Genomic DNA, 13,579 nt, shown 5'->3' on the forward strand with positions numbered 1-13,579 from the left:
GAGATCCTCGCGCGGGATTACGCCGAGCCCCGCACCACCAGTGCCGGTTCGAAGATCACGGAGGTCGTCGCGCCGTCCGGCTTCGCCAGCCGTTCGATCAGCAGCCGGGCCATCTCGGCGGCCATCGCCTCGACCGGCTGGCGGATCGTGGTCAGCGGGGGACGGCAGGCCGACGCCGCGCTGCTGTCGTCGAACCCGATCACCGCGACGTCCTCCGGTACCCGTTTCCCGTGTTCCCGCAGGACGTGGCAGGCGCCCACCGCCATCAGGTCGTTGGCCGCGAACACCGCGTCCACATCCGGATGCTCGACCAGCAGCCGCTCCATCGCCGCCTCGCCGCTCTCCTGGGTGAACTGGCCCTCGGCGATCGGGATGTACGGGTGTCCGAGCCCAGCCATCGTGTCGCGGAAGCCCGCCAGCCGCTCCTGCCCGGCGGGCACGTCCAGCGGCCCGGTGATGGTCGCGATGCGGCGGCACCCCCGCGACAGCAGATGCTCGGCCGCCAGCCGCGCGCCGTCCTGGTGGGCCAGGTCGACGTAGCTGATCCGGATCGGGCGGGCCGGCCGGGCGTACAGCACCGCGGGCAGCCCCGCGTCCGTCAGCAGCGCCGGCAGCGGGTCCTCCGCGTGCGTCGACACGACCAGGGCGCCGTCGGCGCTGCCCTGGCGGAGGAAGGAGACCACGTCCTCCCTGGCCCGTGACGTCTCGGCGAACATCAGCACCGGGTGCATGCCGCGCGGCCGCAGATAGTTCACCACTCCGGTCACCACCCGGCCGAAGAACGGGTCCGCGAAGACCTGCGCGGTGAAGGCGGAGCCGCTGTCGGGCTCGCCGGACTCCGCGCCCCCGGCTCCGGACGGGCGCGCCCCGTCGGCCGGTTCGCTCTCCACGCCGGCGCCCGAGACCACCAGCGCGATGGCGTCGGTACGCCGGGTCACCAGCGAGCGTGCCGCGCGGTTGGGCGCGTATCCGGTGCTGGCGACCGCCCGGCGTACGGCCTCCTGGATCACCGGATCGACATTGCGTACTCCGTTGATCACCCGGGAGACGGTGGCGCGGGAGACCCCGGCCGCCCTCGCCACGTCCTCCAGGGTGGGTGTGCCGGCCGAGCGCAGATCATCCGTCATGAGCGCATTTATAGCACCGACGGAGAGCGCTCTCCATCGCGGTGGGTTGCCTCGGGAAAGCCGGAGCCGGGCGAGAGCGTGGCCCCGGCCGCCGTCAGCGTCGCCGTGAGCGGCAGTTCGCCCGCCGAGCGGCCGGCCAGCAGCGTGAACTCACCGGCCTCCGTCTCCCACCCGTGCCGCTCGGCCGACCAGTGCGCCAGGGCCCGCCCGGGCACCCGCACCACCGCCACCACGCTCTCGCCGGGCCGCGCCCGGACGGCCGCGTATCCGATCAGCCGGCGCACCGGCCGCTCGACCGCGGACCCGCTCCTGGCGAGATAGACCTGCACCGTCTCGCGGCCGGTCCGCCGGCCCGAGTTGCGCACCCGTACCCGCACGTCGAAGGGTTCCCCGGCCCGGACCCCGGCCGGGGCCGCAAGCTCCTCGTACTCCCAGTCGGTGTAGCCCAGTCCGTGGCCGAACCAGTAGGCGGGCGCGGTGCCGGCGCGCAGCCAGGCGCGGTGGCCGAGGTGCAGGCCCTCCTCGTAGCGCAGTTGCCCGTCGGGGGCGGGCCGGGTGTCGAGCACCGGTACGTCGTCCTGGGCGGCGCCCCAGGTGGTCGGCAGCCGGCCGCCCGGCTCCGCCAGGCCGAACAGCACGTCCGCCAGCCCGCTCCCGGCCTCCTGTCCGGGGAACCAGGTGAGCAGCAGCGCGGGCACCCGGGTGTGCCAGGGAAGGGCGACCGGGCCGCCCGAGTTGACCACGACCACCGTGCGGGGGTTGGCCCGCACCACGGCCCGGACGAGCGCGTCCTGCCCCTCCGGCAGGGTGAGGCTCTCGCGGTCGTGCCCCTCCGACTCGCTCTGCTCGGTGGTGCCCACAACCACCACGGCGACCTCCGCCGCCCGCGCGGCGGCCACGGCCTCGGCCAGCGCGGCGGACGCGTCCCCGGCGGGCGGGGCGGCGGAGAGGATCGTCGCGACTCCGGAGTGCGGCGCGAGCGAGCGCCGCGCCACCACCTCCACCTCCTGGCCCGCCGCGAGTTCGGCCCGCGCGCGGTGCTCGGGCGGCGCGACATGGACGCGGGTCGGATCGTCGCTGTCCAGCGGGAAGGTCCCGGCCAGCACCTCCCGGCCGCCGACGGACAGGGTGATGGCGCCCCAGCCGCCCACCGCCCAGGTCCACACCCCGCCCACGGGCGGCCTGACCAGGGCCCGGATCTCCACGGCCGAGGCGCCCTCGACCGTGACGGATGGCTCCACGATCCGGCCGGACAGCCGGTGCTCGGCGTGGAGTTCGGCCCCGTCCGCGTCCAGCAGCCGTACGAGTACGCCGGGTTCCCCGGACCGGGGGTCGCGCGACCAGTCCCGGGTGAGGGGGCGGGGCAGTGGCGACGGCGGCAGTCCCGGCCGGCAGGTCACCCTCGCGTCCCCGCCCAGGGCCTCCTGGATCCCGGCGAGCGGAGTCACCACCGAGTCGGGGAAGACCTCCGCGCTGCCGCCGCCCTGGATCCGTACCTGCGTGGCGTGCGTGCCGATCACCGCGACCGAGCGCAGCCCGGCCGGGTCGAGCGGGAGGAGCCGCCCGTCGTTGCGGAGCAGTACCGAACCGGCGGCGACGGCGCGGCGCAGCAGCGCGCGCCGGGCGGCGGGCGCCACCGCGGGCCGCCGGGCGGGCCGGGGCGAGCCGAGCGCACCCACCCGCCGCGCCAGCCGAAGCAGCCGCCGCACCTTGTCGTCGACCACGTCGGCGGGGACCAGGCCCTGCTCCAGGGCGGCGAGCAGTCCGGTCGCCCAGGGGCCGTCGGGGCCGGGCATCACCAGGTCCTGCGCGGAGCGAGCGGTGTCCAGGAGGGTGCGCACGCCTCCCCAGTCCGAGACGACCGTCCCGTCGAACCCCCAGTCGCTCTTGAGCGGGTTCTCCAGCAGCGGCGAGGCGGACATGGTCACGCCGCCGACCTTGTTGTACGCGGACATCACGGTCCAGACCCCGGCCTCCACCGCGGCCTCGAAGGGAGCGAGGTAGACCTCGTGCAGGGTCTGCTCGTCCACGCGCACATCGACGGTCAGCCGGTCCGTCTCGGCGTCGTTGGCGACGAAGTGCTTGGCGGTCGCGGAGACCCCGCCGGACTGGATTCCCCTGATGAGCGCGGCCCCGGTCCGCCCGGTCAGCAGCGGGTCCTCGGAGAAGCACTCGAAGTGCCGCCCGCCGAGCGGGGAGCGGTGCAGGTTCAGGGTCGGGGCGAGGACCACGTCCACACCCTTGCGGCGGGCCTCGGTGGCGAGCAGCGCGCCGAGATCCGTGAGCAGGCGCTCGTCCCAGGAGGCCGCCATCGCGGTCGGCGAGGGGAGCACGAGCGAGGTCTCGCGCTCGTCCCACGTCTCGCCGCGCACCCCGGCGGGTCCGTCGGAGAGGGTGAGGGCGCGCAGTCCGACAGCAGGTTCGGGGCGGGTGCGCCAGGTACTCCCGCCGGTCAGCAGGCGCACCTTCTGCGTGGCGTCGAGCTTCTCCAGCAGCCGGTCGATCTCTTCGTCCGTCATGACGGCCATGTCCCTTCACCCCAGCGCTCCCGGTAGCCGGAGAGCGCTCTCCCATCGTGCCTGGGTCAGCGTCGCTGGCTGACGTCGACCGTGTCAATGGGGAACGGTTGCGCGGGTGTTGAAGCGCGTAACCGGTCGCGCTCTTGTCATCACCCGCTGTCAGCACATAAGTTGACCGCTTGCGACGTGTCCTACTGTCAGTGGGGGAGCCAAGTCATGGCCGCGAACGGACGGCACCGCAGATACCAGCCGAGCCGCATCAACCGTGCCTCGGTGCTGGTCACGGCGGGCGGTGCGGGACTAGCACTCCCGCTGATCACGGCCGCATCGGCGGGTGCCGCGTCAGGCGATGTGTGGGAGAAGGTGGCCGCGTGCGAGTCCACCGGCAACTGGCACATCAACACCGGTAACGGCTATTTCGGCGGGCTGCAGTTCACCCGGTCGACCTGGGACGCGTACGGCGGCGCGGAGTACGCGCCACGCGCCGACCTCGCCGGCAGGGACCAGCAGATCGCCATCGCGGAGAAGGTCCTGAAGGGGCAGGGTCCGGGCGCCTGGCCGGTCTGCTCCGCGCGGGCGGGACTGGCGCGGGGCGGGGACTCTCCCGACATCAGCCCGCAGAGCGAGCACACGGCCAAGGTCGCGGCGCCGAAGCGGGCGGCCACGGAGGCCAGGACCTCGACGCCGGCCAAGGCCCGGCCGAAGCAGGCCCCGGCGGCCACGCCGACGTCCGTGCCGGGCAAGCGCGACTCGTACACCGTGGCGAGCGGCGACTCGCTCTCCGGGATCGCGGCCGACCGCGACCTCGGCGCCTGGCAGCGGCTGTACTCGGCGAACCGTAAGGTCGTCGGCGACGACCCGGACCTGATCTTCCCCGGACAGCGCCTCAGCCTCGACCTGGCCGGGACCCCGAGGGCGAGCACGAAGAGCGCCCCGAAGGCGGAGGCGAAACCGGCGGCCCGCCCCGCCGCGCCGAAGCGTACGGCGCAGCCCGCGCCGAAGCAGGCGCATCCGAAGCAGCCGGCGAAGCGGGCACACCCCGAGCAGACGGCCAAGCCGTCGCACCCCAGGCCGGCGGCCCAGACCAAGCAGCAGGCCAGGCCCGCGCCGAAGAAGGCGGAGACTCACAAGACCGCCGGGCACACCGCGAAGCACGCCGGGATCACCGCCCCGGTCGAAGCCCGTACCGGCACCCAGTACCGGCAGGCCGGTTCCTGGTCGAGCGGGTACCACACCGGCGTCGACTTCCCCGTGCCCACCGGCACCTCGGTCAAGGCGATGTCCGCGGGCACGGTCGTCACGGCGGGCTGGGGAGGGGCGTACGGGTACCAGGTCGTCATCCGGCACAGCGACGGCAAGTACAGCCAGTACGCGCACCTGTCGGCGCTCCATGTGCGCGCCGGTCAGCGTGTCGGTGAGGGCCAGCGCATCGCCCGCTCCGGCGCCACCGGCAACGTGACGGGTCCGCACCTGCACTTCGAGGTCCGCACCGGCCCCGAGTACGGCTCCGACATCGATCCGCTGGCCTACCTCAGGGCGGGCGGCGTCAAGGTCTGAACACTCCTGCCCTGTCCGTCGTCATCGGCCGTCACGGCTGTGGCGCCGGCAGCGGGCGGCGAGGCGGTGGACCCGGCGGGCGATGATCCGCCGCGCCCGGCGGCGCCGGTGTGCGGCGGCCGTGGGCCCGGGGTGAACTCGACCTGCACCGACCGGCGCTCCGGCGGGATCCGTACAGGCCGCGACAGCCGGCCGTGAAACGTTTCCGGGGCCGCGGGGTCCGGGGGATCGGGGAACGTCACCGCGGCCTGCGGCGCCCCGGCCTGTCGCCGTGAAGCGCCCGCCGGGGCCGGCGAGCCGGCGGGCCCGCCGAAATCCCCGGCCCCGGCGCCGGGGACGGGAGTGGAACCGGCTTCGGGCGCGGGGGACACGGCGGGCGGGGCGGAGGCGCCCGGCACCTCGTCCGCGCTGTCGCCGTCCTCCCGTGCCCCGCCGGCCGCCGCCTCCTGGCCCCGCCGGCGCTCGGCGCCCATGCGTTCCGTGGTGAGCAGGATCAGCCCGCCGGCCGCGACGACCCCGCAGCCCAGGGCGAGCACGGTGCCCGGGGTGCCGTAGCGGAACGTCTCACCGAACAGCGTGATGCCGACGGCCGCGGCGACCACCGGGTTCACCACGGTGACCGTGGCGAGCGGGGCGGTCAGGCCCGCTCCCCGGTACGCGGCCTGGGACAGCAGCAGGCCGGTCGCGGCGAGGGCGGCGATCACCAGCAGGGCCGGCAGCCCGGTCCCCACCGAGCCCGAGGTCCACTCCATGGCTACGGTCTTCGTGAACACCGAGGCGATACCGAAGGCCACACCGGCGGCCCCGGCCAGCACCACACTCCGCATCACCGGCCGGCGCATCGCCTTCGAGACCAGGACGAGCGCCGCCACCGCGCCGAACGTCACCGTGCCGAGCATCAGCTGCTGCGGGCCGCCCAGGGTGTGCGCGTCGGAGCTTCCGGTGAGGGCGAGCAGGCCGGCCAGCCCGACGGTCGCCATGACCGCGCCGCGCCAGGCCGTGGCCCCGGCCCTGCGGCCGACGAAGAGAGCGGCCATCGGCAGCGCGAAGACGATGGTGAGGGCGCCCAGCGGCTGCACGAGGCTGAGCGGACCGTAGGCCAGCGCCACCACGTGCAGAAGCGCTCCCACGCCGTTCAGCGCCACCGCGGCCCACCAGACACGGTCACGCAGCGGAGCGAGCGAGCGGCCGTCGGAGGCCGTGGCGACGCGCTCCTGGACGATCGCGCCGGCCGCATATGCGACCGCGGAGACCAGTGACAGCAGCACGGACAGCGCGAGGGAACTCATGTACACCACGATGGCCCTTCAAAGCCGCCGCGTCGTCGTCCTTGAGACGGCGATCCGGCGTACTGCTTTGGTAGTACGGCAGTGGTTACGGTGTCCTCCTCCCGACGGTAGTCCCCCCGGCGGCCGACGTCAGAACGATCATCCCGTACGGGTGCGGTGGACCGCGAGCGGTGGCACTCCTGGTGTCCGCGGCGTCACGACAGGTGGCCGGGAGCGGGGGCCGGCAGCACGATGGACGAGCCGGAAGCGGCCTACCGGAAGCGGCCTCGGTGAGCGCGTTCTTCGCGCTGCGGACCACCTCGTCGCCGGACGCGGTGTCCGCGTCTTCGACGGCGCGCCCGGGAGGCCGGCAGCGCGAAGGAGAAGCGCGCGGCGGCTTCGGCGGGCGTGGCCGCTCGGCGTCGTCCCGGGACATGCCTCGGCCCGGCGCTGAGAGTGCCCGGCCCGCCGAGCCCCTGGTCACGGGCGTGCCGAAGTGCGGCGCGGCGGGGGTGCGTCCTGCCCCGTGCCGCGCCGGTCTGCTGCCGGTTCCGGCTGTCCCGCTCCCTCCGGACTACGGATTGTCATGCACCTGGACAGGGCCGTATCCGTCGTGCTGTCATGCCAACTGCCATTCCTTCCAACGTTGTACATCCTGTTGCAACGAGCCGCCACCCTTCCTCACAAGGAGGATCCGTGCGCATCAGAAAGAAGCTTGTCCTGCTGCTCGCCGCCGTCGTCGGCGCCGCGGGACTGTCCGCCGTACCCGCCGCCTCGGCGGCGGACCAGGACCCCGGGAGCCCGGCCGACGTGCATGGGCTCAAGGGGGAGTACTACACCCAGTCCGCCCCGGGTGCCTTCGACTTCGGTGAGCTGAAGGCCACCGGGTTCGACCCGGGCATCGACTTCCCGACCCTGGAATCGCGGCTGTCCTCGGCCACCGGGCAGTCCGACGACGCCAGCATCCGGTGGACCGGGAAGATCGTGCCGGAGAAGTCCGGCGCCACCACCTTCTCCATGATCGGGGACAACGGCTTCCGTCTCTGGATCGACGGCAAGCCGGTCATCGACCACTGGGTCGACGACTGGGAGAAGGAACAGACCTCCGAGCCGGTCGAGTTGACCGCGGGGACCGCCTACGACTTCAAGGTCGAGTACTTCGAGCACGAGGGCGGCTCCAACCTCCACCTGAAGTGGACCGAGCCCGGCGGCACCAAGGTGCCGGTGCCGCAGTCCGCCTTCCGGCTGCCCGACGACTTCGCGTACGACGGAGCGATCGCCGCGACCGTGCTCGCCGACGGCCGCACCCTCAAGCTGGACTTCGCGCAGAAGCTCGGGAAGCTCCCGGCCGGCCTGGTCAACCACCTGGACGCGGTGATCGGCGGCGCCGAGTGGCCGCTCGGCGCCGTCAGGGCCGACCCGAAGGACCCGCGCAGCCTGACCGTCGCCCTCAAGGAGCCGGTCGTCGGCAACAAGGCCGGCAACGCCACCGGCCTGGCCGACATCCGCTACGACGGCGACGGCGCGCTGGCCGGCGAGGACGGTAGGCAGGTCGGCGCCTTCTGGTCCAGCGGGCCGAACCACTCCACGCACGAGCTGAGTACGAAGTGGGCCGACGAGGTGGGGCCGAAGAACGCCCTCCCCGAGTACCCGCGCCCCCAGCTCACCCGCGACAACTGGCAGAACCTCAACGGCTCCTGGGAGTTCGCCGCGGCGAAGGCGGGGGAGCAGGCCCCGGTCGGCAGGAAGCTCGGCGAGAAGATCCTCGTCCCGTACCCGGTCGAGTCCCAGCTCTCGGGGATCGAACGGCATGAGGACCGGATGTGGTACCGCCGGACCTTCACCGTCCCGAAGAACTGGAAGGTCGGCTCCGGCAAGCGCCTCCAGCTGAACTTCGGCGCTGTGGACTGGCAGGCCGAGGTGTACGTCAACGGGCACAAGGTCACCGAACACAAGGGCGGCTACGACAAGTTCAGCGCGGACGTCACCGACGCGCTGAAGCCCGGCAGCACCCAGGAGCTGATCGTCGGCGTCTACGACCCGACCGATGCCAAGGACGGCGAGAACCCGCCGATGGGCAAGCAGCGCCTGGACCCGAGCGGCATCTGGTACACCCCGTCGTCCGGCATCTGGCAGACCGTCTGGATGGAGCCGGTCGCCGCCGACCACGCGGACTCGCTGAAGGTCACCCCGGACGTCCCGGGCGGGAACGTCACCGTCGAGGCGCGCGGCGTACGGGACGGCGTCCCGGTCACCGCGACCGTGTACGACGGCAAGCGCAAGGTGGGCACCGCCACCGGCCGCACCGGATCGGCGCTCAAGGTGCGCGTCCCGCACGCTCACCTGTGGTCCGCCGACGACCCGCACCTCTACCAGCTCAAGGTCACCGTCGGCTCGGACCGGGTCGGCAGCTACTTCGGGATGCGGTCCATCTCCGTAGAGAAGGTGAACGGCACCCCGCGCACCGTCCTCAACGGCAAGCCGGTCTTCCTGATGGCCACCCTCGACCAGGGGTTCTGGCCGGACGGGCTGCACACCGCGCCCACCGACGAGGCACTCGCGTACGACCTCAAGATGCACAAGGCGATGGGCTTCAACTCGGTGCGCAAGCACATCAAGGTCGAGCCCGACCGCTGGTTCTACTGGGCGGACAAGCTGGGTCTGATGGTCTGGCAGGACATGCCGGCGATGAACACCGTCAACCCGTCGGCCGCCGCCCGCACCGAGTACGAGCGCGAGATGAAGGAGATGATCGACGAACACTCCAGCCACCCGTCCGTCGTCATGTGGGTCACCTTCAACGAGGGCTGGGGCCAGTACGACGAGGCCCGCATCGCCGACCAGGCCAAGTCCTGGGACCCGACGCGCCTGGTCAACAGCATGTCCGGCATCAACCTGGGCGTCGACGGCGGCACCGGGGACATCATCGACGAACACGGCTACCCGAGCCCGGCCCTGCCGAAGCCGGACGGTCAACGCGCCCTGATCAGCGGTGAGTACGGCGGACTCGGTCTCGCGGTACCCGGCCACGCCTGGGCCGTGCAGCAGTCGTACATCGCGGTCGACCCGGCCACCTACACCGACGACTACCTCGCCAAGCTCGACGAGGTCCACGCGCTGGCCTGCAAGGGCAGCAACGGCGCGGTGTACACGCAGATCTCCGACGTGGAAGGCGAGTTGAACGGCCTGCTCACCTACGACCGCAGGGTCGTCAAGCCGGACGTGAAGCGGGTCCACGACGCCCAGCAGGCGTTGATCCGCGACGCCTCGCAGCCCGACGTGGCGGGATGCCCCGCCGGTTGACCGCTAGGGCCTCTCGTTTGGATCATGCCGGGCTCGCGGTGTCCGGCACGCACATCTGCGGCGTTGTCGTCGGTCGCCAATGCTCCGCATTCACTCCCTCCTTCGCCTTGCAGCCGCACGCACCGGACACCGCTCCCTGATCCGGCCTGATCCAAACGAAAGACCCTGAGGCCCGCTCCGGTCCGTCCCTCGCGGGGCGGACCGGAGCGGGCCCGTCCGCCCCCTTGACGGGGGCTGACGGGGAACCAAGAATGATCGCGCTCTGACAACGTTGTCCGAAGGAGTATTCCCATGCACCGGACCCCACGGCCGCGACTGCGCGGCCCGGCGGCCGCACTCGCGGCCGCCGCGCTCCTGGGCGGTGTCCTCACCACGGGGGCCACGGCTGAGGCCGCGCCGCGCGACGGCCGGCTGACCGATCTGGTCAACCCGTTCATCGGCACCCAGAACGAGGGCAACACCTACCCCGGCGCCTCCGTGCCCTTCGGCATGGTGCAGCTCTCCCCGGACACCGGCCACAACACCGGTTACGACTACGGCGAGAACCACATCCGGGGCTTCTCCGCCGTCCACCTCTCCGGCGTCGGCTGCGGACTCGGCGGGGACCTGCCGACCCTGCCCACCACCGGCGACGTCACCGAGACCGACTACGGCAAGTACGCGGCCGAGTTCAGCCACGACGACGAGAAGGCGAGCCCCGGCTACTACAGGGTCGGCCTCAAGACCGGCATCGACGCCGAGCTGACCGCATCCAAGCGGACCGGGGTCCAGCGCTACACCTTCCCGGCCACCGACAAGGCCAACGTCCTGCTCAACGCCGGGCAGTCGCTGCACAAGACGCTGTCCTCCGAGGTCGAGATCCTGGACAGCCGGACCGTGCGCACCGCGATCACCGGCAGCGGCTTCTGCCAGGACACCAAGCCGTACACGGTCTACACCGTCACCCACTTCGACCGGCCGTTCACCACCTCCGGCACCTGGAGCGGCGACACCGTCACCGAGGGCTCGAAGAAGTCCTCCGCCACCGACGCCCGCAACGGCGCCTGGCTGCGCTTCGACACCAGCAAGGACCGGACCGTCGAGGCCACCACCGCGCTGAGCTACGTCGACGCCAAGGGGGCCGCGCTCAACCTCCGCGCCGAGGGCGGCCGCAGCTTCGACCACGTCGAGCGCGCCGCCCAGCGCGACTGGGAGGACCGCCTCGAAGGCGTGAAGGCCCAGGGCGGCGGCGACGAGCTGCGCCGCACCTTCTACTCCTCCCTCTACCGGTCCTTCCTGGCGCCCAACATCGGCAGCGACGTCGACGGCCGCTACACGGGCTGGGACCAGAAGAAGCACAGGGCCAAGGGCTTCACGTACTACCAGAACTGGTCGCTCTGGGACACCTACCGCACCCAGGCCCAGCTCCTTTCGCTGCTCGCCCCGCGCGAGTCCCGCGACATGGCCATCTCCGTCCTGCGGATCGACGCCGAGAGCGGCTGGCTGCCCAAGTGGGGCTACGGCACGGTCGAGACGAACATCATGACCGGCGACCCGGTCACCCCCTTCCTCACCAACGCCTACCAGCAGGGCCTGCTGAAGGGCTACGAGGAGCAGGCGTACCGCGCCCTGAAGAAGAACGCGGACGGTGTGCCGCCCACGGACTCCGCGCCGGTCGGCCGGGAGGCCAACGCCGAGTACCTCAAGGACGGCTTCGCCCCGTACGTCAAGGACCGTCCGCACGCCAAGCCCGGCGACTCGGACTACGACCACGGCGCCTCGGCGACCCTGGAGTACGCGCTGTCCGACGGCATGCTCGCCGAGATGGCCCAGGACCTCGGCCACAAGGCCGACGCCGCCCGCTACGAGGCCCGCGCGCAGAACTACCGGAAGATCTTCGACCCGTCGACCGGCTTCTTCCGCGCCCGCGACGCCGCCGGAGCCTTCACCGGTCCCGTCGATCCGGCCGAGAGCGAGGGCTTCCACGAGGGGACGTCCTGGCAGTACCAGTGGATGGTGCCGCAGGACATCCCCGGCATGGTCGGCCTGATCGGCGGCAAGGACGCCGCCAACCAGCGCCTCGACTCCTTCTTCGCCTACGACAAGCTGCTGGCCGACCCCGCGAAGACCGCCCGTGAGGTCTGGGTCAACGGCCCGTACGCGTACTACAACGCCGACAAGTACAACCCGCAGAACGAGCCCGACCTCATCGCCCCGTACACCTATCTCTCCACCGGTCAGCCGTGGAAGACGACCGACGTGGTCCACGCGGCCCTGACGCTCTTCACCAACGGCCCGACCGGCATGACGGGCAATGACGACCTGGGCACCATGTCCGCCTGGATGGTGCTGTCCTCGATCGGGGTCTTCCCGGTCCAGCCCGGCACCGACACCTGGGGCCTGTCCACGCCCGCGTTCGAGCGCGTCGACATCAAGCTCGACCGGAAGTACTACCCCCGCGGCGCGCTCACCGTCAGCGCACCCGGCGCCTCGGACACCGACCGCTACATCCAGTCGGCCCGGCTCGACGGCGCGAAGCAGACGCGCACCTACCTGACCACGGACGACATCCGCTCGGCCCGCTCGCTCTCCTTCACGGTGGGCGCCGAACCGTCGGCCTGGGGCACCTCCCCCGAGGATGCCCCGCCCGCGCTCGGCTGACCCGGCCGGCCCACGCGACCCGGGCGCCCTTCCCCCTGCACGACAGGGGGACGGGCGCCCGGGTTTCGCGGTTCAGAGGGGGAGCGGAGGGCCGATCGCCTCGGCGACGGTCGGGAAGACCGGCAGCGCGCTGTCCAGGCCCAGCACCCCGATGAGCCGCTCCATGAAGGGGGACGGCTCCGCGAGCCGCAGCCGGGGGCCCAGCAGGGTCTGCCCCTGGAGCAGCACGTTCACCGTCGTCGAGTCCGCGAAACTCACGTCCGAGAGGTCGACGACGACGGGACCGTCCCCGGCCGCTGCCGCGCTCTCCAGCGCTGCGCCCAGCGGGGCGACGTTGTCGATGTCGAGGTCACCGGTCACGCCGAGGACCAGCGCTCCCCGGTCCTGGCGTGGGACGATTCTCATGGCTCTGCCGGCACTGGGGGATGGAAGCACGGTCACCTCATGACGCACTGGACGGCGGGGGAGAACGCCGGTTGACGCGGACGGTCCGGTGCATGTCCGTCCCTGCTCGCGGCGGGTGAAGGTCCAACGATAGAAGTAATAGTTGCCATTTGACAACATTCTTCATGGGGCAACAATCTGTACCCGAACGATCAATGAACGCTTCCCCTCGGGGAGTACCTCAGAAACGCGGAAGCAGGGGCTCGATGAAGCTAGGCGCTGTCCGCGATATCGTCCCGGAGCCGGCCGGCGGTGAGCCGTTGCGCCGCCGCCGAACGGAAGGCGGCCAGCCCGCCGGCGAGCGCCGCCACGTCGGCGGGCTGCATCCGCTCCAGTACGGCGGAGAGCTCACGCGTACGGATCGCCCGGTACTCCTCCAGCAGGGCGCGGCCCCGCCCGGTCAGCCGCAGCTCGACCTCGCGGCGGCTGACCGGGCTCGGGTCACGCTGGACCAGGCCCATGGCCTCCATCCGGTCGCAGAGCCGGCTCACCGACGGAGCCCGCGAGCCGAGCGCCTCACCGAGCGAGCGGAGGTTGCTGCCCTCCTGCTTCTCGATGACGAGCAGGGCCCGCAGCTGCGAGGGCGAGACCGTGCCCGGAGGCGCGGCCTCCTGGCCCCGGCCCCAGAGCACCTCCAGCAGTTCCGATGCGGCACACACGTCCTCGGAGACCCGCTCAAGGCCCTGAGGAGGATCGGTACGGTGTCGCATCCGTCCACTCT

Annotated in this window: 8 protein-coding genes; 3 read left to right on the forward strand and 5 right to left on the reverse strand. The window is 72.2% G+C overall.

The window, feature by feature from the left end; translation table 11 throughout:
• Positions 1-17 precede the first annotated feature (17 nt).
• Together ACGFU6_RS06395 and ACGFU6_RS06400 are read right to left on the reverse strand one after the other, a co-directional pair.
• Positions 18-1,127: a LacI family DNA-binding transcriptional regulator gene (locus ACGFU6_RS06395; protein ID WP_393608469.1), complete on the reverse strand. Its 1,110-nt coding sequence runs from the start codon at positions 1,125-1,127 to the stop codon at positions 18-20.
• 8 nt (positions 1,128-1,135) lie between these two features.
• Complete coding sequence (locus ACGFU6_RS06400; RefSeq protein WP_393608470.1) at positions 1,136-3,646, reverse strand: glycoside hydrolase family 3 C-terminal domain-containing protein; 2,511 nt, start codon at positions 3,644-3,646, stop codon at positions 1,136-1,138.
• A gap of 216 nt (positions 3,647-3,862) precedes the next feature.
• On the opposite strand from ACGFU6_RS06400, the gene ACGFU6_RS06405 reads away from it, so the two are divergent.
• A complete protein-coding gene (locus tag ACGFU6_RS06405; protein WP_393608471.1) occupies positions 3,863-5,203 on the forward strand; it encodes a transglycosylase family protein in 1,341 nt (446 codons plus the stop codon).
• Here the strand turns inward: ACGFU6_RS06405 and ACGFU6_RS06410 are convergent.
• Positions 5,173-6,492 carry a DMT family transporter gene (locus ACGFU6_RS06410; RefSeq protein ID WP_393608472.1) on the reverse strand — a complete coding sequence of 440 codons (1,320 nt, stop codon included), beginning with the start codon at positions 6,490-6,492 and terminating at the stop codon, positions 5,173-5,175. The two genes, ACGFU6_RS06405 and ACGFU6_RS06410, sit on opposite strands and share 31 nt — an antisense overlap.
• A 600-nt stretch (positions 6,493-7,092) precedes the next feature.
• Here ACGFU6_RS06410 and ACGFU6_RS06415 point away from each other — a divergent pair.
• Together ACGFU6_RS06415 and ACGFU6_RS06420 are read left to right on the forward strand one after the other, a co-directional pair.
• A complete protein-coding gene (locus ACGFU6_RS06415) occupies positions 7,093-9,774 on the forward strand; it encodes a PA14 domain-containing protein (protein WP_393608473.1) in 2,682 nt (893 codons plus the stop codon).
• Between the two features lie 291 nt (positions 9,775-10,065).
• Positions 10,066-12,414 (forward strand): GH92 family glycosyl hydrolase, encoded by a 2,349-nt coding sequence (locus ACGFU6_RS06420; RefSeq protein WP_393608475.1) that lies wholly within the window; start codon positions 10,066-10,068, stop codon positions 12,412-12,414.
• Between the two features lie 72 nt (positions 12,415-12,486).
• Here the strand turns inward: ACGFU6_RS06420 and ACGFU6_RS06425 are convergent, their stop codons facing one another.
• Positions 12,487-12,819 carry an STAS domain-containing protein gene (locus ACGFU6_RS06425; RefSeq protein WP_393608476.1) on the reverse strand — a complete coding sequence of 111 codons (333 nt, stop codon included), beginning with the start codon at positions 12,817-12,819 and terminating at the stop codon, positions 12,487-12,489.
• Between the two features lie 251 nt (positions 12,820-13,070).
• Positions 13,071-13,568, reverse strand: a complete 498-nt coding sequence (locus tag ACGFU6_RS06430; protein WP_393608477.1) for a MarR family transcriptional regulator — start codon at positions 13,566-13,568, stop codon at positions 13,071-13,073.
• Positions 13,569-13,579 lie beyond the last annotated feature (11 nt).

It is taken from the genome of Streptomyces sp. NPDC048462 (genome assembly GCF_043200175.1).
Taxonomy (GTDB): Bacteria; Actinomycetota; Actinomycetes; order Streptomycetales; family Streptomycetaceae; genus Streptomyces.

What these genes read in the sequence shown, in the direction of transcription:
- ACGFU6_RS06395 (WP_393608469.1), bottom strand. Translation starts at nt 1,127, where the DNA reads ATGACGGATGATCTGCGCTCGGCCGGCACACCCACCCTGGAGGACGTG.
- ACGFU6_RS06400 (WP_393608470.1), bottom strand. Translation starts at nt 3,646, where the DNA reads ATGACGGACGAAGAGATCGACCGGCTGCTGGAGAAGCTCGACGCCACG.
- ACGFU6_RS06405 (WP_393608471.1), top strand. Translation starts at nt 3,863, where the DNA reads ATGGCCGCGAACGGACGGCACCGCAGATACCAGCCGAGCCGCATCAAC.
- ACGFU6_RS06410 (WP_393608472.1), bottom strand. Translation starts at nt 6,492, where the DNA reads ATGAGTTCCCTCGCGCTGTCCGTGCTGCTGTCACTGGTCTCCGCGGTC.
- ACGFU6_RS06415 (WP_393608473.1), top strand. Translation starts at nt 7,093, where the DNA reads ATGCCAACTGCCATTCCTTCCAACGTTGTACATCCTGTTGCAACGAGC.
- ACGFU6_RS06420 (WP_393608475.1), top strand. Translation starts at nt 10,066, where the DNA reads ATGCACCGGACCCCACGGCCGCGACTGCGCGGCCCGGCGGCCGCACTC.
- ACGFU6_RS06425 (WP_393608476.1), bottom strand. Translation starts at nt 12,819, where the DNA reads ATGAGAATCGTCCCACGCCAGGACCGGGGAGCGCTGGTCCTCGGCGTG.
- ACGFU6_RS06430 (WP_393608477.1), bottom strand. Translation starts at nt 13,568, where the DNA reads ATGCGACACCGTACCGATCCTCCTCAGGGCCTTGAGCGGGTCTCCGAG.